The organism is Chitinispirillales bacterium ANBcel5 (assembly GCA_029688955.1).
GTDB classification, from domain to species: Bacteria; Fibrobacterota; Chitinivibrionia; order Chitinivibrionales; family Chitinispirillaceae; genus Cellulosispirillum; species Cellulosispirillum alkaliphilum.
The window spans coordinates 15,415-39,192 of record JARUKZ010000040.1; the positions used below are offsets into that span (position 1 = coordinate 15,415).

Genomic DNA, 23,778 nt, shown 5'->3' on the forward strand with positions numbered 1-23,778 from the left:
AATGATATTTTTTTTCTTAGGGTTAATATTTTCTATCATAGCACTTTTTTAATTAACCCATCAAACATGCTGAGCGGTGACCAGTACTTCAGTGTGGATACAACGAAGTTTACATGTGACTAAGTTCAAAGTGCTGACACCCTGTTCCTTTCGCATATTACTCCCGGTTTTCCTGAATTATCATCATAGCCCGAAATAGGTATAAAGTCCACAAGTAGTCCTCGGAGACTAAGGATGATATCAGCATTCCTAAAATTGCATTGCTCCAGCGCTCCATAAATTTCATTCAACTTAAAAACATCTCTGTAGTCAAAGGGACCTCAGCAGCTTTTGAGAACAATTCTTGAGCTTGACGGCATTTTCTTAATTCTTTTTCAAGAAAGGTCTTGAATTTGAAATATCTATACGCAGGGCGTTGTTCAAAAACCGGCTCACCCGGGCTGAACGGATTGAGGGCTGTTCAACCAGCTCAGTGCAGAGAAAGTCCTACAAGTAGGCGATATGCTTTGTTTAGCATATTATCACTTCTTGGTTTGAACTGGTAGGGTTTGTCTTCAGAAAGAATAATTGACTAACCAACCCGAGACAAGTTTAATCATTTCTATCTACTGTGAGCACATACATATTTATGGATGTATCCGGATTACCCGAAGGATTTAAGGTAGTAAAAATGTAACGCATCGTGCTTTCGGTGCACAGTAGGAAAAAAGAAATATGCCGTTTCTTTTCCTGTCTTCCCGTGCATATCATTTCTATAACTTATAAGACTTAATGCTCAGATGTAAGTAATCATTTCTTTTGGCTTTCTCTCCGTGTGATTGCCAAACACCCCCTAAAAGATGTTTTTAGACCAAAAATTTGAGAAACAGGGGGTAATTTGTGAGAAACACTATAGTGTGAGTGAGAAACATCACCCTTGCAATGAGAAACATGCCTAAAAATTTGAGAAACATACCTAAAAATCTGAGAAACACGGCATGCACGCTGAGAAACATACCCATTTCAGTGAGAAACACGCTCAAAAACGGAGTGCATAAGGCATGTTTCTCACTGTTTGGGGCATGTTTCTCACTGTTTGGGGCATGTTTCTCACTGTTTGGGGCATGTTTCTCACTGTTTGGGGCATGTTTCTCACTGTTTGGGGCATGTTTCTCACTGTTTGGGGCATGTTTCTCACTGTTTGGGGCATGTTTCTCACTGTTTGGGGCATGTTTCTCACTGTTTGGGGCATGTTTCTCACTGTTTGGGGCATGTTTCTCACTGTTCGGGGCATGTTTCTCACTGTTTGGGGCATGTTTCTCACTGTTTGGGGCATGTTTCTCACTGTTTGGGGCATGTTTCTCACTGTTCGGGGACATGTTTCTGGGAGTGTATATTTTTTTGTGTAAATGGTTCCCGTAAACATGAGGCTTAATGTAACCGAAGCAAAACTATCACTACAAATTCAGCAGAGTATATTTCATTATGTATGCCGACCGAAGCACAATGGGAGTAAACATGTCGTGCCGGAATTACTATTCTTACACAGAAGAGAAAGTTTTTGATGTCAAAACAATACCATCGTACCAAAGGACCCTGTCACTGGGGCACCCTTGTGGGTGCGAAGCGTAGTAAATGGCAAGGTTGCCATAGGGGGTAGAAACTGAAATATTTTTGTAGCCAATGTTTAATTTGACGTATATAAGGCGGATGTAGACACCACAGGAGGGTAACCGAGCATTCGGTTGAAACACCTGAAAAGCGATCAAATTTATGCTATGTAAATCCGAATAAATTAGCCCAAAGAGGACACTTGTACCATGAGAGATCTCTTTTTTCCGGAGAAAAGGAGAATTAGCGGAGGCGGTAGTTTCCAAAATTACTCCAGGGAAAGAGCAGGAAGCTGAAATTTCTTTAGAACAATGCAATAAAAAATGAACAAAATGCAGGGACATTAACACTGTAGTTGATTGGTAGTAGTTCGTTGTGGGATAATTTTGATAAAAGCAATCAATAATTTACAGCATCGGTGATTATTGGCAGATTCTTTGTCCAACGTCATGCACTGTTTTTTTCTGCCTGATTTTTTTCCATCCCGTGCAATCACTCTTATCTATCCTAAAAGGAGGATCTCATGAGAATAAAGGGTAGATTCCTAATCTGTCTTATTCTAGTCTTTGGAACAGCTTTAAAGGGAAGTGTAATAAACAGTGAAGGTCACCTGGGTGTTGGTCGAGCCCTTTCCGCTTACTCCCTTGGAGCGGGAGGAATTAACACCGGAATCTCTTTTAAAGCTGACAACGCAGATGTCAGGGTTGGCCGTAACGATGAAAGTGCTTACCTGCTATCGCAAAATTACTATTTGGGGATAGGTATCCATACACATTTTGATCTTGCTGTTTCAGTGCCGCTGTATCAGGATATTTGGGGCGATAACGATACTGAGGTCGGTGTGGGTGATTTGGTCGCGTCCTTGAAAATGGTACATCCGGGAATGCGTGATAATGGATTCTGGCGCATAGCCTATGTGGCTAAAGTGATTTTTCCTACCGGAAAAGAGGATGCCGGATATGTACAGCGACACTCATACTACGTTTCAGGGAGCAGTCGTAATAAGAATGCTTTTACCAGTAACAATTTTGCTCTAAGCCCCAATCTTCTCTGGACTATTGATTTTACAAAGTTTGAGGTTCCGTTTCGGTTACATGGTAATATCGGTGGTGTTGTAGCTATAGGCATTGCAGATGAAACAAATCGTTATACAGAACGCTCCAGTATTATTGGAACTCTCAATCTTGAGTATTTGCTTAGAGATAACTTTTCAATTTTCGCAGAATTAGATGGAGAGTACCGCCCGGTTAACTTAGATGGTGGCTGGTCGATTGGAACATTTAATCACGACAGGGTTATGCTGTCAGTGGGTATGCAGGGTGTTACAAGAAGGGGGTTCACTGCCGCAGGTTCTATCGATATTGGCTTATCTGAAGAGAACTTTTCAAATTCCTGGCAAAGAAATGATATCTCCTACAAAACCAGTTCTGCACCCACGATTGGGGGAACTTTTACTCTTGGGTTTACCCGTAAGGGAAGGCAGCCAACAGAGCCTGTGGTAGTACCGGATACGGTAATTGAAACAATAACAGAAACAGAAACTATCGTTCAGCTGGATACATTAATTAAGCGCGATACTGTTATACTTGAGCCGGAACAAAGAGCGCTTACCGAATATCAGGTCGTGACGCTACGATCGGTTAATTTCAGGGTAGGAAGCGCAGAAATCACTCCGGAGTCTTACGGCCCAATAGAACATATTGCCGATTTCCTTAAAACACACCCTGAAATACGTATTGAGATACACGGGTATACCGATGCTACAGGAAGCAAAGAGATCAATCTGGCCCTTTCACAAAGGCGGGCGGAAAGTGTAGCAAATCATCTTGTCTCTATGGGTATAGATAAAAACAGATTGGTACCTATAGGCTTTGGCATCGAAAATCCGATTGCTGACAACAGTACCGTTGCCGGTAGGGCTCTGAATCGCAGAGTTGAAGTAGTTCGTATTAAAGATGAAGATGTGGTTGAAACAGTAGACACCGAAGCAACCGACACCGAAGCAACCGAATCAGAAGCAGCCGACTCAGAAGCAACCGAGTCTGAAGAAACAGAGTCTGAAGAAACAGAGTCTGAAGAAACAGAGTCTGAAGAAACCGACTCAGAAGCAACCGACTCTGAAGCAACCGACTCTGAAGAAACCGACTCAGAAGAAACCGACTCAGAAGAAACCGACTCAGAAGAAACCGACTCTGAAGAAACCGACTCAGAAGAAACCGACTCTGAAGAAACCGACTCAGAAGCAACCGACTCTGAAGCAACCGACTCAGAAGAAACCGACTCAGAAGAAACCGACTCAGAAGAAACCGACTCAGAAGCAACCGACTCAGAAGAAACCGACTCAGAAGAAACCGACTCAGAAGAAACCGACTCTGAAGCAACCGACTCTGAAGCAACCGACTCTGAAGCAACCGACTCTGAAGCAACCGACTCTGAAGCAACCGACTCTGAAGCAACCGACTCTGAAGCAACCGACTCAGAAGAAACCGACTCAGAAGAAACCGACTCAGAAGAAACCGACTCAGAAGAAACCGACTCAGAAGAAACCGACTCTGAAGCAACCGACTCAGAAGCAACCGACTCTGAAGAAACCGACTCTGAAGCAACCGACTCTGAAGAAACCGACTCTGAAGCAACCGACTCTGAAGCAACCGACTCTGAAGCAACCGACTCTGAAGCAACCGACTCTGAAGCAACCGACTCTGAAGAAACAGATTCAGAAGAAACAGATTCAGAAGAAACAGATTCAGAAGAAACAGAGTAAATGATTAAAGTCGTTTAGTTATAAGTATCAGTTTTGGTAGATAATCTTCCCCCGTGATCGGGGGGAGATTTTCAACAGTAGGTCTTATGTTTTAGAAAAGTAATTGTTGTAACAGTGTTCCATGATCAAATTTGTTATCTGGTTTTGATCAATTGTTGACCTGTTTACTTTATTTTTGATTACATCAAAGCACAACAAGTAATTATTACAGAAAGTCTTGGACAAATATTTTTACCTGAAGCAATGATCCCTGGAGAACATATTCAACACTAAATAGTTAACGCTCAAAGCTCACACCACCCATCATCCAAGGAGTTTTTCGTGGAAAAAACTATTCTAAAAGCCTCACTTTGGTCCTGGCGCTCAGCATTTACACTTTACAGTAAAGTTATTGCACTGCTGTTTGCTCTTTTCTGCATTGCAAGTGGACAGGCTCAGAAAATGTCCGCAAATGAGAATCTATCCGATAGTTCACCTAAATTTAGAGGAAGAGCTTTTAAAGCGTCAGATTCATCGATCATTGCTAATTCGAAACTTTACTTATCTGACGATAACATACCATTATATGGTGTAATTGGACCACAGGACCCGGAAAACATCTATCCTTCTCGTGATTCAACCTACACCGACGAAAATGGCTACTTTGAGATATCAATCGAAATATATCCACCTGTTTTTACGTCTAACATAGAAAACGATTCGGGTGAAACGGTGTTCCATGCAAGCGAACCCTTCTACGACATTCCACATAAGGATTCTGTCTATTCATTCTATCTATCTCCGTTACAAAGTACGCAGGTTAGCCGGCAGGCAGCACCTTCAGAAAAACGACAGCTTCAGGTGACACAGGGAAGGACTATATCGATAAAAATTACCGACTGGAATGGCGCTAAGACATCCAGTATTTCAGTAATCGACCTTAAAGGAAAAACTATTGCCAGGTTACAGGCATCACATACCGGAGTTATCTCCTGGGATACTCAAAACGTGCCCAAAGGAGTCTACTTTTTAAGACTGAACAATAACGTGCGTGATATTAGTATGCGCATAGTGGTAAAATAGTAGTGGTATATTAATCAACACTAAACATGTAACACTCAATTGATCACACCACCCATCATCCAAGGAGCTTTTCGTGGGAAAAACTATTCTAAAAGCCTCACTTTGGTCCTGGCGCTCAGCATTTACACTTTACAGTAAAGTTATTGCACTGCTGTTTGCTCTTTTCTGCGTTGCAAGTGGACAGGCTCAGAAAATGTCCGCAAATGAGAATCTATCTGATAGTTCACCTAAACTCAGAGGAAGAGCTTTTAAAGCATTGGATTCATCAGTTGTTGCTAATTCGAAAATATACTTCGCTACCTATAGTGCACCTTTATATGGTGTAATGGAACCATGGGAAGATGAATACTTCTACTTTCCTCGTGATTCAACATACACCGATGAAGATGGCTACTTTGAGGTAACATTCGATTATTTTTCCAATATTACATCTAACATAGAAAACGATTCGGGTGAAACGGTATTCCATGTAAGCGAACCCTTCTACTATGTTTCACAGAAGGATTCTGTATATTCATTTTATCTATCTCCGCTACAAAATACGCAGGTTAGCCGGCAGGAGGCATCACCTTCAGAAAAACGACAGCTTCAGGTGACACAGGGAAGGACTATAACTGTAAAGATTACCGACTGGAATGGCGCTAAGACATCCAGTATTTCAGTAATCGACCTTAAAGGAAAAACTATTGCCAGGTTACAGGCATCACATACCGGAGTTATCTCCTGGGATACTCAAAACGTGCCCAAAGGAGTCTACCTTTTAAGACTGAACAATAAAGTGCGTGATGTCAGTATGCGCATAGTGGTAAAATAGTGCTGGTATATTAATCAATTTGTAACACTGAACACCTGAGCATTCATTCTAAAACTAAACTACCTCTCTATGAGTAACAAAATGAACAAATGTACTAATTTGCTGTTAAGAGAAAAAATAGCACTGAGGCTTTACTCGTCCAAAAAAAAGGCAGAGGCAAGGGCCCATGAACTACGCTATCTCTTCTGGGAGTGCACACTGAAATGCAATCTTTCCTGTCTTCATTGTGGAAGTGATTGTTCAAGTGATAACACTATTTCTGATATGCCTCTTGAAGATTTTTTAGCTGTACTGGATTCAATAAAGAAAACCCATGATCCTTCCAGAATCATTGTGGCAATTACCGGTGGTGAGCCCCTGATGCGCAAAGATCTTGCAATAGCCGGGCAAGAAATCAGAAAACGTGGGTTTCGATGGGGTATTGTTACCAATGGCTACCTGATGAACAAAGATCGGTTTGATGAGCTTCTTGGGGCCGGGCTTGTTAGTATGGCGATCAGTCTTGATGGTTTTAAAGAGGACCATGATTGGTTCAGAGGAAAAAAAGATTCCTATAACCGGGCCATTGAAACCATTAAATACGCAGTTAAAGCTGAAGGTAAAAAACGTATTATCTTCGACATTGTAACTTGTGTAAACCAAAGGAATATAGGTAATCTTGAGGGAATAAAAAAACTTCTGGTTAAGCTTGGAGTTAAACGGTGGCGATTGGCTTCGATCTTTCCCAAGGGACGGGCAAGCAGCAATACAGAGCTTACGTTACAACCCCAACAATTACACCAGCTGATGGAGTTTATAAAACGCACCAGGTCAGAAGGGCAAATTGAGGCTTCCTATGGTTGCCAGGGTTTTTTGGGAAACTACGAAATGAAAGTACGGTCCGCACCGCATTACTGCAGAGCGGGGATAAGTATTGGTTCGGTGCTTGTTGATGGCTCTATCAGTGCCTGTCCCTCCCTGAGAGCGGATTATATACAGGGAAATATTTACAAAGATGATTTTTTGCAGGTATGGAACAATCGCTATAAGGTAATGAGAAACAGGTCATGGCTGAGAACAGGTGCATGCAAAACGTGCAAGGTATGGAAATACTGCTTTGGCAGTGGTTTGCATATAAGAACGGAGAAAAGCGGAGAGCTTCTTTACTGCGAATACAATGAAATGAAAAAAGGGGATGTGTGAGATTGAGGGACGGACACCCACAAGGGGTGTCCGTACAAGAGGGCCTTGATATACCCACAAGGGGTGTTCGTGCGGGAAGGCTGATACATTTTCCCTATCTTACAATTCCAATCATTGTACTTGGGTTGCTTCTTCCTGAATCACTATCCGTTATAGATACTATTGCCAGATACGATCCGGTTCCCACCTTTCTTCCTCTGGTATTTGTTACATCCCAGTCATACTTAAAACCATCCCGGGTGCTGATTAGCTCTGCTTTAGGCAAAACTACATTACCAAGAGCATCATAGATTGTAATATAAGCCTCTTTGACATTGGGTCTGTACCGTGTTCGGTTTTCGGGGGTAACAAAGAAGTGAATGGTACGGGCATATTCAGGGTTGAATGGTACCGGAGCCGCATCAACCCGCCATTTTGAACCCTCAGATTCGATTGTTACTTCTACTCTTCTGTTTGCACTGTTGGTTTGCCTGTTTCCCTGCATATCGGCAACCGGGTTTTCCGGGTTTATCCAAATCATATCCCCACTAAGCGGGTAATCAACCGGTGAGGTTGTTTGAAAGGTAAACCGTGCCCGACTGCCACTTACGTTATGCGGCTGAAGGTCATCAAAAGTATATCGTGGATTTGGTGGCCTAAGAAGTAGAAATGGGTTACTGTTATTTTCAATGACAACGTTTTCACTGAAAAATACAGTAAGTGTATCGGTCCATTTTTCTTGACTATTATCGCTTATGCCAGCGGTAATGGATGCTTCCATAATAACGGGGGCGGCACTATCTTTTACTTCTATACCCCATTCGTACTGAGGGAATGGGGTGTATGAGATACTTGAGTGCATATATCCTGCAGTTCTTATACCTGTTTGGGTTTTAAAACTTTCTGGAAGATAAATTTTAAGCAAGGAATCATTTTGCTGAACAGAAAAATACTCCTGGTCTGAGAGATTATCTATTCTCTCGGGCCCTCCAAATGCCAAAGAGAAGAGTAGTTCATCTGTTATGACTGGTTTAGAAAACTTCATATAAACAGCGTCAACAACACCATCAGCGCTTTCGTCAACATACCACGCTTCAACTGGCCTGCCCGGCCTCCCTCTGATTATCACTGCAGGGTTTAGCAGGTGCGGAGTGTTATTTGCCAAATCAGTAATTCTTCCGCCCCGTTCACCAGGTACCAGCCTTAACAAATCACCTTCCGAAATTGATACGCTCTCATCTGCTACTATTAGTACACTTACAGTAGTATTATCATCAGATTCGATTACGTATACCACCAAAAGAGTAGTAGTATCTGCTGAATTATATATCAGTTCAAGAGAGTTACCAGTGAGGGTATTTGGATCTATTTCTTCGGTGAATTGCAGTATAAGCGTATCGATATCAGTGTTTAGGTTTTCGGCAAGAAACGCACTTCTCAACGCGGGCCCAACACCATCGGTAAATTCTCTGGAGGATCTTTTCTCTTCACCATCAATATCCATTACGATGGTAACTTCACCCTCAGGAACAGGATCTTCTCCGTAAACGGTAACGAAGGGAACATATAATTCTGTTCCATTAAGTGTCGTTTCTGAAGCAGGAATAGTGTATCTCTCACCTCTGTAGTTAATTTCGACATGCTTCAGATTCTGGTTTGTACCAAAGTTTTCTGTCAAAGTAATACTTATATGATCAGGTATAATGTTACCATCTCTGTCACCCATAATAGCTTCTACGATTATAGGCCACGGTGGTGCTTCAACAGTTTTTAGTATGACTGTATCCGGTTTCAGTTCGTTTTGTGATGCGATAACAGCAGTCTCACCTTCACCGGTCTGAATAATCTCTCCAACAAATCCTTCAGAATCAATACCTGAAGCACTTACCACTGTTTCATCAAGGCTCATCCAATGCGCAGATGTGGCAGGTGAGATAAAGTTTCCGTATTCATCTCTTATTACGGCAAAGAGATTTATCCGTGATGTGATCTCATCAAGTATAACAGTGCCAATGTTGTCGTAATGCCTCATGTCTATATCAGAAGTATCTGTAATAATATGTACTCTGTAGGGAGGTCCGGTTTGGATCTGAACAGGTGTTCTATCCTGTGCCGCAATTGATCTGCTGCCATGTCCTCTAAGTTGAGCGTACGCGGTGTTTATAATTGTATCTTCCACATAACTTTCGTAGAGTGCGCTAAACCACACGGTCACCGAGTCGCCATAATATAACCATGAGTCGCCGCTTACCACCGGCCAACGTACGGTGTTATCAGAAAACTCTGCCGAAAGCGTTGTTCCCCGCAGCACCCCTGAAGTGATTTCCCCCCCCGCAGATATAAATGAGAGGCCCTCGGGAAGTGGATCCTCAATAGCTACATCCAATCCCGCGTCAAGATGTGAACCCCAGTTGCTTACAGTTCCTCCAAGGTCATTACCGCTTCTGATTCCTGCATAGCCGGATCGTATGTCAAATCCACTCTGTCTTACATTGGGTAGGGTGGCAGAAGTATCTCCAGCCCAAAGGCTGATCGTGTCTTCATTGAGTTCAATTTTCAGATTAAACGCATCGGGAAAATTGCTGTAAGAGAAGGTTTGTTCATGGCCTACCTGTGCTTCATTATTATAGAATGAAACCAGCATATCACCATATTCCTGTTTTAATCTGATATCGATGTAGTCTGATCCGCTGTTTCTGGCAATAATAGAGAATTCACTGTATGGTTGTGGATCGATGAGTGCGCTAATGGTTCCGTTTATGCCGTACGAATACCTGTAAACCATCATTGCGTCACGTCGGTCAATACTGATGACACCATCTGAATCGATGCTTAATAAACCGTTATCAGCTATATCGGTCCAGTTTTGAGGATCAGAGGCATCAGTAATGATTGAGCCGTGAGTTTGTTCATAAGTAATGGTATAGTGGATTGTGTCGCCTACCTGGTAAAAGGAGCTGTTTGATTGCTTATCCATAGTAGTGGGAGGCGGTGGAGGCGGGCTTACAGGGCGGCAGGTAATAGTAACCGGTGCGCTGTCAGAAACAGCAGATTCCCTGTCAGCGTTAATCCATGCTCTTGGAGTTGTGCTTATGTCCTGAGCAGGACAATCACCTTCAGCTCTTACCAGGTAGCGTATAGTACCTTTTTGCTCAATTTGCAGTCGTGGAATAGTCCAGGTAATCACATTGCCATCTATTTGAGGATCGACTCCAAGAGGCGCTTCACCCACGAAATCGAGAAATGTGAACTGAGGCGGTATTGTGTCTCTTATTACAACATTTGATATATCTCTTCCGGGAGTAGGTCCGTCTCCGGCAACTCTTCTCCATGTATACCCATCCCATTCTTCGATAAGAACATTGTCTATAGTTTGTGATGGTACTTCACAACTTTTAGGATCCCATCTGTTGACGGGAACATCGGGGTTGTCCGGATCGGTCCAGTCGTTTGTAATTGGCCAGTACCGCCCGTCGTCATCATCGTCCGCATCGGGATTATAGGACCAGTCTTCACTCCAGTCAACATCTACCCAGGTGCTTGGATTTAAAAACCAGACCAGTCGAAGTGGCATTGTGCCTCCGCGATGAATCCGTTGTGTCATCCCTGCATATTCTCTTAGATGGTGATCGACTGTAGAGAGGTTTTCTATTCTGTCTGGATCCTCCGGATCGGAGAATTGAACCACGATTCGTTGATTCCACTTGCCACGGGAATCTTCACCAGCGGTAATATTTTCCTGAAAAATATTTATGTGTTCTTCTTCTATACCCTCAACAATAGTGGGCATTACTTGCCAGCCGTTTTGACAGTCGGGTTCACCTGCGTAACACGTAAGTCCCGGGTCAAAGAGAAAGTAGGAGATACGATAGTTACCATAATCTATGTAGGCTTCATTAGCGTCATGGAATAAGCGCAGACGCATGGTATTCATGGTACCCTTCGGTTCTGAAGAACCTGAATAGGAAAAATGAACACCAGGCCTGCCTCCGTCTATCCAGCCAGCCTCAGAAGTGTTCTCAAAATCGACGTTAAATTGCACTGTATCACCGGGGTTTACTCTTTGAGCCGAAGCGGATTTTTCGATTACCAGCGCACGGCTTGCGATGTCAAGATGGTTGCGCTCCATTACTGTGGTGATATTGTTAGGGTAATCGTTTGAAGTCCATCCAGTTCCGTTGGAACAGCTGATAGTTACACGGTTACGATACTGTTCCTGAGTGGCCTGAGCCACTCTTACCACTAACTCAACCTGGCCCTTTGTTGGGGGGATTCCGGTAGCAGACCTAAAGCCGGGGACCGTACCAATATTCCATGTTACCACATGGGACGAGGGATCGTAAGAGACCGGACCAGATGCTTCTATAAATTCAAAATCCTGATGCAGTGTGTCCACAATTACTACATCCCGGGCATCGATTGAACCGAAATTGCGGTAATCGATTGTATAGGTAACAGTATCACCCTCAAATCCAAACGTTTTATCGATATCAAGGTATACTTTCATATTGGCAGAAGGAGTCATCTCTGAAGGTGCATGATAGTTTCCACTTAAAACCAGCATTCCAAGAAGCCTGAACCATCCATGAAAATAGAAAGGAGTACTTGAAAGGTATCCCTCACCGGGATCTTCCACATCCCACTCTATTTCACACTTTCTGAACATATCTGACATTAGGTCAAAGTCTTGTGAAACTACCGCAGACGGAGCACCGGTGCCGGATATCCAGTTAAGGAAAAACCACCTTCCATTACTTCCATCCAGATCCCAGTCAGTCCAAAGGACCTGAGGTCCCCAGTAGGTAAACATTTCACTTGCCCCTTCAACACAGGGATTATTCCAGGGATCCTGTCTGTTATCCCATAGAAACCGGGCATATCGAAGCGCCATATCTCTTTGAAAAGTATTAGGTTGATCTTCTATAACCTGGTGAGTGTGGGGATCCCAGGTATAGGTGGGGTTTCCATGCCAGACGTAGTTTAGAATTGTACGCCATGGAAGGCGGATATCTTCAGCAGGAATTACATTTCCAAATTCCGGCACGTTGTTTTCACCGATCGCAACGTCACCTGCAAAGGGGATATTTCTCTCATCCTGTTCATACAATTGCCCGATCAGCCAGTCTGATGATGCTTCACCCCGATGATACTGCATAATATTCCACTGGTGAGCAACTTCATCTTCTTTGCTTAGAAATTTGCGGAACTGGTGAAAGTACGCAGGGGCGGTGTAATCAAAGTACTGGTTACGGGGACCACGTGCTTCGGGGAAAAAGGAAAAGCTGGTTCTTGAGGGATCACTGGCCCAATCTGTTAATTCCTGCCACGAATCGCCACCTTTGAAGTATCCGTCGAGTCCAATGTTTCCACTGACGTAATTATCATTTTCAACAAACTGAATGGTATCAGTCATAGCTTTGATAAAATCAATAGCAGCCTTTTTGTAGGAGATAGGGTTACCACAGGCATCATCTATGCCCATATATTCCCCCCACTGCTTGTAGGCATAAAGGAGTGCCAGGGCAATGTCGAAATCTCCATCTGCCGCAGAGTTTTCGTGGGTTTCATGAGTCCAGCCAGGTAGCTGGCTGTAGCGATACCCGGGGCTTGATTCCTCACAATCACTGTAGCGGCGCACATTGTTCATTGCATTATCATGAAGCCAAAGCCATAGTCCGTCGAAGGTGACTTTGTCTGCCATAGCTACTGCAGCGAGCATGGCATAGCCCGTTCCTTCGGTACAGGAGGGGATTGAACGAAAATAGACATAATCGGTTCCATCCACACCACCACCGGGATATACTGCGCGGTTCATCATAATTCTGTACGCTTCTCTCATGGTACGTTCCATCTCCGCATGGGGGACCCCGGCACTGTTTTGTGTGCCCAGATTATGCAGCGTTTGGTCTTTATTTTCGTAGGGAAGGAACTGAGGAAAGGGAAACGCCGGGTCTCCTGAGTTTATGTGGATTTCAATAACGTCACTGTCTGCAAACAGTCCTTCATCATCATCACTTTCAGTCTGTGCTGCAGTGGAAAAAAACGCCAAAAGGAGGCTACATAGTAGGTATCGGTATATGTTCATGTTACCCCAGCCTTAAAGTTTAAGCGAATAAATAACTGGTATAGGATTTTCTAAGGTGTATTAACAATAATGGTGTATTTATAATATAGTGCATAAAGTTTTAATAGAAATGAAGAAGTTTTATAAGTGTTGTAATAGTGTTGTCAGGGATGCCAACTGCAGTATTACTCTAAACAGGGTGACACCCGGTCAACACTAGCATATTTGACTGTTTTATATCTATACATTATATTATCATACCTCTGCTTAATTAATGCAAATCAATTCGTTCCCAACAAACAGGTGATTATATGAATAAAAATTCTGTACCTAAGACCGATGATGTACTTGCAAAACCCTACGCTTATTCGCCAGAAAAGGTCCTCGCTTCACTGGGTACCTCACAAAAGGGCTTAAAGGAGCTTGAGGCTGAAGCGCGGCTCTCAAAGTACGGACCAAATCGTCTTCCTCAAAAAAAAGACCTTCATCCTTTCCTCAAATTCCTCAAACACTTCAATAATATCCTCATCTATGTACTTTTGGTGGCTGCTGTCATTACAGCTTTACTGGATCACTGGGTAGATACCTGGATTATTCTTGCGGTGGTGATAATTAACTCTGCCATCGGCTTTCTTCAGGAGGGTAAGGCAGAAAAGGCGCTTGAGGCGGTAAAAAAGATGCTCTCCATGTATGCTCACGTAAAGAGGGACGGAGCGTATCATGAAGTGGCGGGGGAGGTGCTCGTTCCCGGTGATATTATTAAATTAAAATCGGGTGATAAGGTTCCCGCTGATGTACGATTACTTGATGTTAAGTCTTTAAGGGTAAATGAGGCGTCTTTGACTGGTGAATCGGAGGAGGTAGAGAAGAATACTGAAGCCCTTGATGAAAACACTCCACTGGGTGATCGTTTCTCTATGGCCTACTCGGGAACAATCGTATCTTCAGGCCAGGGAACCGGTGTTGTATGTGCCACCGGCTCCTCAACAGAGCTTGGAAAAATTAATACCATGCTTTCTGAAGTTAAAACAATTACCACCCCGCTTTTAAAACAGATCGCGAAGTTTGGACGTCAGCTTACAGCTATCATTCTTGCCTTCGGTGTGGTTACCTTCTTAGTGGGGTATTTTATTGCGGATTATCAATTAGATGAAATATTCTTAGCGGTTGTAGGATTGGCAGTGGCAGCTATTCCTGAAGGTTTGCCTGCGATTATTACCATAATTCTGGCCATTGGGGTACAGCGTATGGCAAGTCGTAATGCTATCATACGGCTTCTTCCGGGAGTCGAGACTCTTGGCTCTGTATCGGTTATCTGTTCAGATAAAACAGGGACTTTGACCAAAGGTGAGATGACCGCTAAAAAAATACTGACACGTAATACAGCGTTGGAAGTTAGCGGTGGAGGGTATGCGCCAGAGGGAGAATTTTTGCTTGATGGTAAAAAGACCGATCCACTTGAGGATAAAAATGTTGAGTTGCTTTTACGTGCATGTATGCTTTGTAATGATGCCCGGTTGAAGAAGGATAAAGAAGAGGGATGGAGTATTGAAGGAGCACCGACTGAAGGGGCGCTTATAACATTGGCTACAAAAGCATCACTTAAAACCGATCCTTCTTTTAAACGAGTGGATACGCTGCCGTTTGAATCGGAGCACAAATTTATGGCAACCCTTAACGAGGCTGGCGAAGGTTCAAAGAGCAGGATAATATTTCTAAAGGGTGCCCCGGAGCGGGTGTTGTCCAGATGTCAGTACCAGGGCCTTGGTGAAGGCAAAAGTGAAGAGATTGACAGGGAGTGGTGGGACACCAACTCTTCAAATGTGGCATCAGAGGGACTTAGGCTTCTTGCGATTGCCTTCAAGGAGGTCGGTAACGATCAGAGTGAAATAGATTTTGCTGAAACAGCAGATGGTTTTACACTTCTTGGTATGGTAGGACTTATCGATCCGCCACGGGAAGAGGTGATCGCTTCGGTGCAGGAGTGCAGGGAAGCAGGTGTCAGGGTGAAGATGATTACCGGAGATCATGCACTCACCGCCAGAGCCATTGCTTCAAAAATAGGTATAGGTGATGGTAAAACTGTTATGAGTGGACCTGAGCTTGATGAGACCGATGATAATGACCTGCCTGACATAGCTGAGCGGGTTGATGTTTTTGCGCGAGTCAGTCCAGAGCATAAGCTTCGTTTGGTACAGGCGCTTCAAAAAAAGGGCAGGGTAACCGCGATGACCGGTGATGGGGTAAATGACGCACCGGCGCTAAAGAGAGCCGATATTGGTATCGCGATGGGCATAAAGGGCACCGAAGCCTCAAAGGAAGCGGCGGTGATGGTCCTTGCAGATGATAACTTCTCTTCAATTACCAATGCTGTAGAAGAGGGAAGAACTGTTTATGATAACCTAAGAAAATCACTCCTTTTTATCCTGCCAACCAATGGCGGGCAGGGGCTGATAATTATTACCGCTATTCTTCTGGGGATAGTTTTACCTATCACACCAGCTCAGATTTTATGGGTAAATATGGTTACAGCCGTAACTCTTGCATTGGCTCTTGCCTTTGAACCAATGGAAAAAGATGTAATGAAACGGAAACCAAGAAACCCCAAAGACCCACTGTTATCCAAAAGTATGCTTCTGAGAATTACCTATGTTTCTGTTTTGCTTAATATCCTCTCTCTTTCTATGTTTACTTTTTTCTCCCGCGGTTATTCTTATGAATACGCAAGTACAATGGCTGTTAATACACTTATTGCAGGTGAAGTATTTTACCTCTTTAACAGCAGGTTTTTAAAAGCTTCCGTTATTAATTTCAAGGGTATAATCGCTACTAAGTATGTATGGGGGACTGTTTTAGCGATAGTGCTGTTCCAAGCTCTTTTTACCTATCTACCGCTTTTTCAGACCTGGTTTGGAACCGAAGGAATAGCTGCTGTACACTGGTTACCGATGATTGGCGCGGGGCTAATACTGTTTTTTCTGGTTGAATTAGAAAAGTTTTTTGTCAGGATCGTTACAGCGGAAAAAAAGTAAAACTGAGTATAGTTGTAAATTTTTGCCTTAATACCCTTGTCATTGAGATTAAATAATTATATAATATTTTTTCCTTTTAGCTCTGGATGTTTAGTAGAAGGAAAGCGAATATAAAAATCTCAATGACAGGAGCGACAAGTGGCTCAGGCTGGAAGTGGGAAAAAAAGAAAAACTGTAGGACTGTTTATATCAGAGCTGGAAAACTCATACACCCAGTCCATTTGCAGGGGTATTACGGAAGCTGCTAAAAAAGCTGATGTAAATGTTATATTTTTTCCCGGTAAATCCCCCAAAGCTCCCTACGATTACCAGTACCAGCATAACGTTATATACGATCTCCCCAACAGAGCCAATATAGACGCGCTGATCATCGCATCAGGTACTATGATAAACTTCCTTACTGATGAGGAGTTTAAGAATTTTTATACAAAGTATTCACCACTACCTGTGGTTAGCATTTCGATTCCTCTTGAAAATACTCCCGGTGTTTTTATCGATAATAAAGTTGGAATGAGAAAACTTCTTAACCACCTTATTGTTGATCACAACATTAAAAGGATCGCCTATTTAAAAGGCCCTGAGAGCAATAGTGAAGCAAATGGACGTTTTGATGTTTATAAAGCGATTCTTAGAGAACACCATATTGAGTATGACAAAAGTCTTGTATATACCGGAGATTTTACCAAATATTCGGGTGTGGATGCGATTAGTGAGCTTATAGATAAAAGAAAAGTACAATTCGATGCCATTGCCGCTGGTAATGATGAAATGGCATTGAGTGCTATTGATGAGTTAAAAAGAAGGGGTATAGATGTTCCCGGTGATATAGCGGTTGTGGGTTTTGATGATGTGGAAAGTGCCAGATTCTGTACCCCTTCTCTCTCAACTGTAACCCAGCCGCTCTATCAGCAGGCAAGAAAAGCGTTAGAACTCGCTACAGACCTGATAGATAAAAAAGAAGTAACTGATATTACACTTAACACCGATTGTATCATAAGAGAATCGTGTGGATGTAATTTAAGTTCAGTAGAATCGGTGTCTTCCAACAAAAAAAGAGGAATCAGTACTACTGCCTTTATAGTGGACACACAAAGTGGTGTGAATGATCAACAGATCGCTACTTTGTTTTCGTTGCTGTATAAAAAGAGTATCAGCGGTGAAGATATCACTGAAATTTCTTCAAACCTGGTAAAGCTGTTTTCTTTAAAGCTCAGCAGTGAGCTGCTTAGTGATAATGAATTAATGAATTGGCAGGATATGATAACCGATTCTCGCAGTATGATAGTACAGGCAATAACTGATGGAGGTTTAATCAGTCAGCTTGAAGATCTTTTTCATAAACTTAGAGTGGTGCTTATGGAATCGGTGATGAAATATCATTCTAAAAACATGAGTAGCAATCTAAGTGATATAAGAGGTCTCAGAAGTGTGCTCAATCTTTTGATTTCTGATGTTTATAACAGAGATGGAGCGCTAAAATCAATTGTTCCCAGAATAAAAAAGATGGGGATCTCAAGCTGTTACATTTACCTGTACGATAAACCACAAAAACAGAAACTGAACGCGGCGCTGAACCTCAAAAAGCCGGTAAGACTTATTATGGCATATGGTAATGAGGTTAATTTAAATCAGTGCAAAATGGGGAAAAATGTAAGCGCGCAGGATATATTGAACAGAAAAATGTTTCCGGAAAAAAGAAGGTATTCACTGGTGATTTCACCTCTCTATTACAGGGATGAAAGACAGGGTTTTATTGTTTGTGAGATGAACCTTCCTGATACCTGTGTATTTGAATCATTGGTAGTAGAGATCAGTTGCGCGCTAAAGCTTACAAATCTTATCAACTCTCGGCAGAAAATTGAGGAAAAGTTACGGTACGCTCTTGAGGAACTGGAGACCTACAATAAACAACTGGACAATATATCCCAAACAGACGAGCTTACCGGACTCCTTAACAGAAGAGGGTTTCTTAAGAACTCAAGAACCAATATGAGTGTCGCGAAAAGGATGCAGCAGGATGGTATACTTTTCTTTGCTGATCTGGATGGCTTAAAGCAGATAAACGATACCTATGGGCATGAAGAGGGAGATGAGGCGATCATCACAGTTGCCGATATACTGAGAAGAACTTTTCGCCAAAACGATGCCATCGCAAGGCTTGGTGGTGATGAATTTACGATTTTTACCATTAATACTTCAATGGACATGCTCAAAAAATTTGAAAGTCGGATCTACTCCTTTATAGACCAATATAACAGAAGATCAGAAAAACCCTATACCCTTTCTATCAGTATTGGTGCTGTTCCCTTTGATTATGATAAAGATATCGAAATAGAGGAACTTCTGGCACAGGCTGATAATAAACTGTATAAAAAGAAAAAGAGTAAGAAAGCTTCTTTTGCAATGAATCTTGAGTTGGTTGGCAATATCAAAGAATAAGGCCTTAAGGAGTCTTTATAATTATGGTATTGATCTCACCGATCTTGTGTGCCTACCTGTAAAAAAAACCTTTTTAGCCGACTGGTGTACCTGACGTGTGCCTAAGATATTTAGACTCACAGTTTTTATATTTTGCTCACTAATTTTACTGATTGATTGTGTACTGAATCTTTTTTTTACTCAAAGGTATACAGAGGCTACATTTTTGATTATATTTATTGATCACAAATATTAGGCTAAAAAACAAAGGCTCTATTTTTAATGAATAATACTGAAATTATAATAAAAATCGAAAATCTGTCTAAAAGGTTTGGAAAACTAAAAGTTCTTGATGGACTGAATCTGTCCGTTCAAAAAGGGACTATGCTTGCTCTTCTTGGTCCTAACGGTGCCGGCAAAACAACTACAATAAAGATTTTAAGTACACTTCTCGCACCCGACAGCGGCAAAGCAACTGTAAATGGTTATGATGTGGTTTGTAATCCTCAGGGGGTTAGAAAAAGTATCGGACTTACCGGGCAGTATGCAGCAGTTGATGAATATCTTTCCGGAAAAGAGAATCTTGAACTGATTGGCAGACTGTATCATCTGAGCAAAAGAGACGCAAAGCGTCGTTCAGCCGAGCTTCTTGAAAGATTTAACCTCATTGAAGCGGCACATCGTGCTGTTAGAACATATTCTGGTGGCATGCGCAGAAAACTTGATCTGGCTGCCAGCCTTATTGCTTCACCTCCCGTTATATTTTTAGATGAGCCTACAACCGGGCTCGATCCAAGAAGCAGGCTTGCAACCTGGGAAATTATAAGGGAGATGATGAAAGCAGATACCACAATACTGCTTACAACCCAACAGCTTGAGGAAGCCGATCATCTTGCGAATAAAATTGCTGTTATCCATGATGGTAATATCATTGCAGAGGGCACTTCAGATCAGTTAAAACTTCGGGTTGGACAGCAGCGTCTTGAGTTCATTGTTAAAAGTGAAAATGATCTGGATACGTTCAAAAAAACTTTTACCCGTGAAATAGTATCCTATGAATCCGAACGTATGGCTGTGAGTTTACAATCTGATGGCAGTATCTCATCTATTAAGAGTAATCTAAATCGTGTGGAGGATGCGGGGATAAGTATTGAAACGTTCTCTATCAGAAAACCTGCTCTTGATGATGTATTCTTATACTATACCGGCCATAAGGCAGAAAATTCTCAAACAGGGGATTAAGCAGGAATACATATGAATAAATCAGAAAATCAAAACAGATGCGTCGCGCAGGACCGCTCTGAGATCTTTTGGGCCATTAGTGATACATGGATACTTACCAAACGATCTCTTCTGCATATAATAAAAAACGGAGATCAGATACTTGGTCTTACTGTTCAACCTGTAATGTTTATGCTTCTTTTTTATTATGTCTTTGGTGGAGCGATAGAGATTGAAGGAGCTGGGTACCTTAATTTTTTAATTCCGGGTATTTTAGTCCAGAGTCTTGCGTTTGGCTCACTTTATACCTCCCTTAGTGTTGCAACTGATCTTCAACGGGGGATAACCGATCGTTTTAAATCGCTTCCCATAAATAATTCTGCCGCGATAACCGGTCATGTGCTTGCTGATTTGGCACGTAATCTGATCCAGGGCATAATACTTATAATGGTTGGTTTTCTGATTGGTTTCAGTCCCCAGGCGCGAATTGTTGACTGGGTGTTGATCATCGCTCTTTCCTTCCTTTTTACACTGGCAATATCATGGCTTTCTGCTATCATGGGGCTGGTGGCCAAAACAATCGAATCGGTGAACTGGTTGGGTTTTATAATTATTTTCCCCCTAACATTTGCAAGTGCTGCTTTTGTGCCACCTGAGACTATGCCTCAACCGCTGCGATGGTTCGCAGAAAATCAGCCGGTTACTCATATCATTGAAGCCATACGCGCACTGATGCTGGGAATGCCGGTGGGTGATCACGGCTGGTTGGCTGCGATATGGTCTGTTGGAATTATTGCAGTGTCGGTGCCGACTGCGACGATACTCTTTAAGCGACACGGAGGACGGTGAATCGACCTGTACGCTAAAACCGTAAAAGGGATTTTAGTACAGCACCATAGGTCTGATAAACTGTTGACCATCAAGTGTGAGCTTTATTAAATAGATTCCGTTTGGGACATTAAATGTAAAATGATACTTTCCCTTTTTGAGCCTCCCTCCATGGATGCTTTCAACTGTTCTTCCATTGAGGCTGAGCAAGGAAAGGGTTACGGAACTGTTTTGGGGAATAGAAAGAGAAATATCAGATAGTGAATTCGTACTCCGTTTCAGATTGAAGGAACTAACAGGGCTGTCGGTTGTTATTGTTTTAGGAGCTGTTGAAACGGTGGTGGTTTTCCTTACGAGAGAAACATTATCGACGATGATAATACCTTCAGAACCTCCGACATCGAAAAACAGCCTGGCCGCGGGGTCGTTTGGATCATCCATTGTGAACTCAAATTGATAGCTGCTCATCTGTGCAGTTAGCTGAACTGATTGTGAAAAATAGGGAAACCAGGGATCTCTGTTTATTGCTACACCTGCAGTCATTGTATTTGATGTAGGAGAAGACGCATCGAAGCTTAATACATACCTTTGGCCCTGTAGCAGGTTTAGTCCGGCCTGATTGACCTGTACATCCCAGGGTGATTCACCACCATCTGTTATATCAATTTCTAATATTTCATTTTCCGCGGATCCGGTTGCAATCGCGCCGTTATGTGTTATAAGTTCACTCCAGTAGTGCAGCTGTTGGGAGAAATCCCCGTTTATAATCATTTCACCTTCTTTTAAAAAAAGAGCACTAAGGTTTAAATCACGGTTCACGCGGACTCTTATACTATCCTGAGATGAGTAGATACTTCCTGAAATTTTTTGAAAAGAGTATCCTGAGTCTGCAACAGCCATAATTTCAACTGATTCACCTTCAGTATATTCATCTTTAAGGGGGTAAACAGTTATCTTCCCGCCTACGGAGGATTCTATATTGATTGTATAGGGTGGGGGAGTCCTCATTTCGTATACCCGCACATAGTCGATTTCCATTCTTTGGGGAAATATACCATCATCGACTCCTTCTAATCCGCCCCAGTTACCACCAACAGCAATATTTAAGAGCAGATGAAATCTTTTATCAAAAGGCCATTCACTATATGTAGCATTGTCTTCTTTTCCGAAGGTGAAGTGAAGTTCATCATCTACAAAAAAGTGTATTCTATCTTCAAACCATTCTATTGCGTAAGTATAAAAATTGTTTTCCGGATCATCAAAAATATCAGAACTGCCTCTCTCGGTGTTATTCATATGATTGTAAGCTTCAGTGTGAACCGTCCAGTGTATTTTGTTGGGATCAAAACCAACATATTCCATTATGTCTATTTCTCCACTACCAGGCCACTCACCATATTCCCAGTCCGTAGGCAGCATCCAGATCGCGGGCCACATACCTCTTCCACCGGGCAGTTTCGCCCGAACCTCAACTTTTCCGTAGAGCCAGTCGCCTTTGTTTCGTGTAACGAGTCTTGCAGAAGTGTATTCATATTTTTCATAGTGTTCATGCCGCGCTTCGATAATAAGAACACCATCTTCAACTCTAACATTTTCAAGCCTGTCGGTGTAGTATTGAAGCTCGTTGTTGCCCCAACCACCACCACCGATATCGTAACCCCACAGCTCAGGATCCGGAGGACCATTATAATCAAAGTTATCCTGCCACACTAAATTCCAATCTGATGCTGGCACCGATGTGTAAAAAGAAAGAAAGAAGAAAATAACACAAATTAGCTGCTTCAATGGGTATACTCTCCGGTAATGAGTTTTTAGATACTTAGGGATAATCAACTGTGATAGAAAAATCAATGTGTATATCGATATCTAATTTACTTCACGTACCATTTGCCACATAGGGAGATCCATTTTGGGAACGGTTATTTTATTTACAACCTTAAACCCGAATTTTTCATACAGCGGAACATTTTTTTCGGTTTCAGTTTCAAGGTACACTGCTACTCCCTCTTTATCACTTACCTCTGTTATTTTATCCAGTAGTTTTTTTCCATACCCCTTGCCTTGATACCTAATAGCTACCCCAATAATCAAAAGATAGTTGAATTTTCTGTTTTTCATTATTCTTTTGCGATCCTGGCTAAGCTGCTTGAATAAAGGGGCGAGCCTGTTTGATGCGTTGGATCCCATTCTCAGCGCACTTACCATTGCACCACTGAGAATCATTCGCCAAATGGTCATATCAGCATATTTACCGGGTATAAGAGTTGCAACACCCTCCAAATTTTTTGAGGGGGAAAAAATAGTTCCATATTTACCGGTATATCTCAGTGGGGTTTCAAAAAATGATTTAAACTTATTCTCATAATCCTGTTCGTGCTCAAAGGCTTTGTTCCAGACAGGATCATCTTTGAAGGCATCAGCGAGGACGTTGGTTGCTTTTATTAAATCACTTTTGTTCAGATTGTGTAGCTTTTCCATATAGTGTACTCGGTTGTTGTTAGGGTTAAAAACTTTGATAAAACTGCGGATGTGCTCCCAGAGAAAGTTTCAATGAAAATGTTCGGCCAATGATCGGAGTAACTATAAAATGTGCTTATTTATGGATATTTGCAAGCATTATGTGTTTATTTGGGAGGGGGAAGTTTTACCGCAAGGGGTGCTGAGAAAAGAAAGGGATAGGGGAGAGGAGGTTTTACCGCAAAGGCGCAAAGAGCGCAAAGGGAGAAAAGGTAAGGAAAAGGTAAGGAAAAGGTAAGGAAAAGGTAAGGAAAAGGTAAGTGGTTGCTAACAATGAAAACCTGTCTTAAATGGATTGTACATTGGC

Annotated in this window: 12 protein-coding genes; 9 read left to right on the forward strand and 3 right to left on the reverse strand. The window is 42.3% G+C overall.

Annotated features, from left to right (window positions below; all coding sequences use genetic code 11):
* Positions 1-1,040 precede the first annotated feature (1,040 nt).
* The 5 genes from QA601_16025 (at position 1,041) to QA601_16045 (ending at position 7,412) form a co-directional block, all read left to right on the forward strand.
* The gene (locus tag QA601_16025; GenBank protein MDG5816605.1) at positions 1,041-1,388 is read left to right on the forward strand and encodes a hypothetical protein; all 348 of its coding nucleotides are present in this window, start codon (positions 1,041-1,043) and stop codon (positions 1,386-1,388) included.
* A 725-nt stretch (positions 1,389-2,113) separates the two neighbouring features.
* Entirely contained in the window at positions 2,114-4,354 is a 2,241-nt protein-coding gene (locus QA601_16030; protein ID MDG5816606.1) for an OmpA family protein, read from the forward strand.
* 321 nt (positions 4,355-4,675) lie between these two features.
* The gene (locus tag QA601_16035; protein MDG5816607.1) at positions 4,676-5,416 is read left to right on the forward strand and encodes a T9SS type A sorting domain-containing protein; all 741 of its coding nucleotides are present in this window, start codon (positions 4,676-4,678) and stop codon (positions 5,414-5,416) included.
* Positions 5,417-5,489: 73 nt separating this feature from the next.
* Entirely contained in the window at positions 5,490-6,230 is a 741-nt protein-coding gene (locus tag QA601_16040; GenBank protein MDG5816608.1) for a T9SS type A sorting domain-containing protein, read from the forward strand.
* 81 nt (positions 6,231-6,311) lie between these two features.
* The gene (locus QA601_16045; protein MDG5816609.1) at positions 6,312-7,412 is read left to right on the forward strand and encodes a TIGR04133 family radical SAM/SPASM protein; all 1,101 of its coding nucleotides are present in this window, start codon (positions 6,312-6,314) and stop codon (positions 7,410-7,412) included.
* A gap of 94 nt (positions 7,413-7,506) precedes the next feature.
* Here the strand turns inward: QA601_16045 and QA601_16050 are convergent, their stop codons facing one another.
* On the reverse strand, positions 7,507-13,476 hold the full coding sequence (locus QA601_16050; protein MDG5816610.1) for a glycosyl hydrolase family 8: 5,970 nt from the start codon (positions 13,474-13,476) through the stop codon (positions 7,507-7,509).
* 290 nt (positions 13,477-13,766) lie between these two features.
* Here QA601_16050 and QA601_16055 point away from each other — a divergent pair, with 290 nt between their 5' ends.
* The 4 genes from QA601_16055 (at position 13,767) to QA601_16070 (ending at position 20,975) form a co-directional block, all read left to right on the forward strand.
* Positions 13,767-16,487 (forward strand): cation-transporting P-type ATPase, encoded by a 2,721-nt coding sequence (locus QA601_16055; protein MDG5816611.1) that lies wholly within the window; start codon positions 13,767-13,769, stop codon positions 16,485-16,487.
* 138 nt (positions 16,488-16,625) lie between these two features.
* Positions 16,626-18,926 carry a GGDEF domain-containing protein gene (locus tag QA601_16060; GenBank protein ID MDG5816612.1) on the forward strand — a complete coding sequence of 767 codons (2,301 nt, stop codon included), beginning with the start codon at positions 16,626-16,628 and terminating at the stop codon, positions 18,924-18,926.
* Between the two features lie 261 nt (positions 18,927-19,187).
* Positions 19,188-20,147 (forward strand): ATP-binding cassette domain-containing protein, encoded by a 960-nt coding sequence (locus QA601_16065; GenBank protein MDG5816613.1) that lies wholly within the window; start codon positions 19,188-19,190, stop codon positions 20,145-20,147.
* A gap of 12 nt (positions 20,148-20,159) precedes the next feature.
* Positions 20,160-20,975: an ABC transporter permease gene (locus QA601_16070; protein MDG5816614.1), complete on the forward strand. Its 816-nt coding sequence runs from the start codon at positions 20,160-20,162 to the stop codon at positions 20,973-20,975.
* A gap of 33 nt (positions 20,976-21,008) precedes the next feature.
* On the opposite strand, the gene QA601_16075 is transcribed toward QA601_16070, so the two are convergent.
* Positions 21,009-22,739 (reverse strand): family 16 glycosylhydrolase, encoded by a 1,731-nt coding sequence (locus QA601_16075; GenBank protein ID MDG5816615.1) that lies wholly within the window; start codon positions 22,737-22,739, stop codon positions 21,009-21,011.
* 81 nt (positions 22,740-22,820) lie between these two features.
* Entirely contained in the window at positions 22,821-23,432 is a 612-nt protein-coding gene (locus QA601_16080) for a GNAT family N-acetyltransferase (GenBank protein MDG5816616.1), read from the reverse strand.
* Between the last annotated feature and the right edge of the window lie 346 nt (positions 23,433-23,778).

Excerpts from the sequence above, each read along its gene's own strand:
- QA601_16025 (MDG5816605.1), top strand. The coding sequence starts at position 1,041 with ATGTTTCTCACTGTTTGGGGCATGTTTCTCACTGTTTGGGGCATGTTT.
- QA601_16030 (MDG5816606.1), top strand. The coding sequence starts at position 2,114 with ATGAGAATAAAGGGTAGATTCCTAATCTGTCTTATTCTAGTCTTTGGA.
- QA601_16045 (MDG5816609.1), top strand. The coding sequence starts at position 6,312 with ATGAACAAATGTACTAATTTGCTGTTAAGAGAAAAAATAGCACTGAGG.
- QA601_16050 (MDG5816610.1), bottom strand. The coding sequence starts at position 13,476 with ATGAACATATACCGATACCTACTATGTAGCCTCCTTTTGGCGTTTTTT.
- QA601_16055 (MDG5816611.1), top strand. The coding sequence starts at position 13,767 with ATGAATAAAAATTCTGTACCTAAGACCGATGATGTACTTGCAAAACCC.
- QA601_16065 (MDG5816613.1), top strand. The coding sequence starts at position 19,188 with ATGAATAATACTGAAATTATAATAAAAATCGAAAATCTGTCTAAAAGG.
- QA601_16070 (MDG5816614.1), top strand. The coding sequence starts at position 20,160 with ATGAATAAATCAGAAAATCAAAACAGATGCGTCGCGCAGGACCGCTCT.
- QA601_16080 (MDG5816616.1), bottom strand. The coding sequence starts at position 23,432 with ATGGAAAAGCTACACAATCTGAACAAAAGTGATTTAATAAAAGCAACC.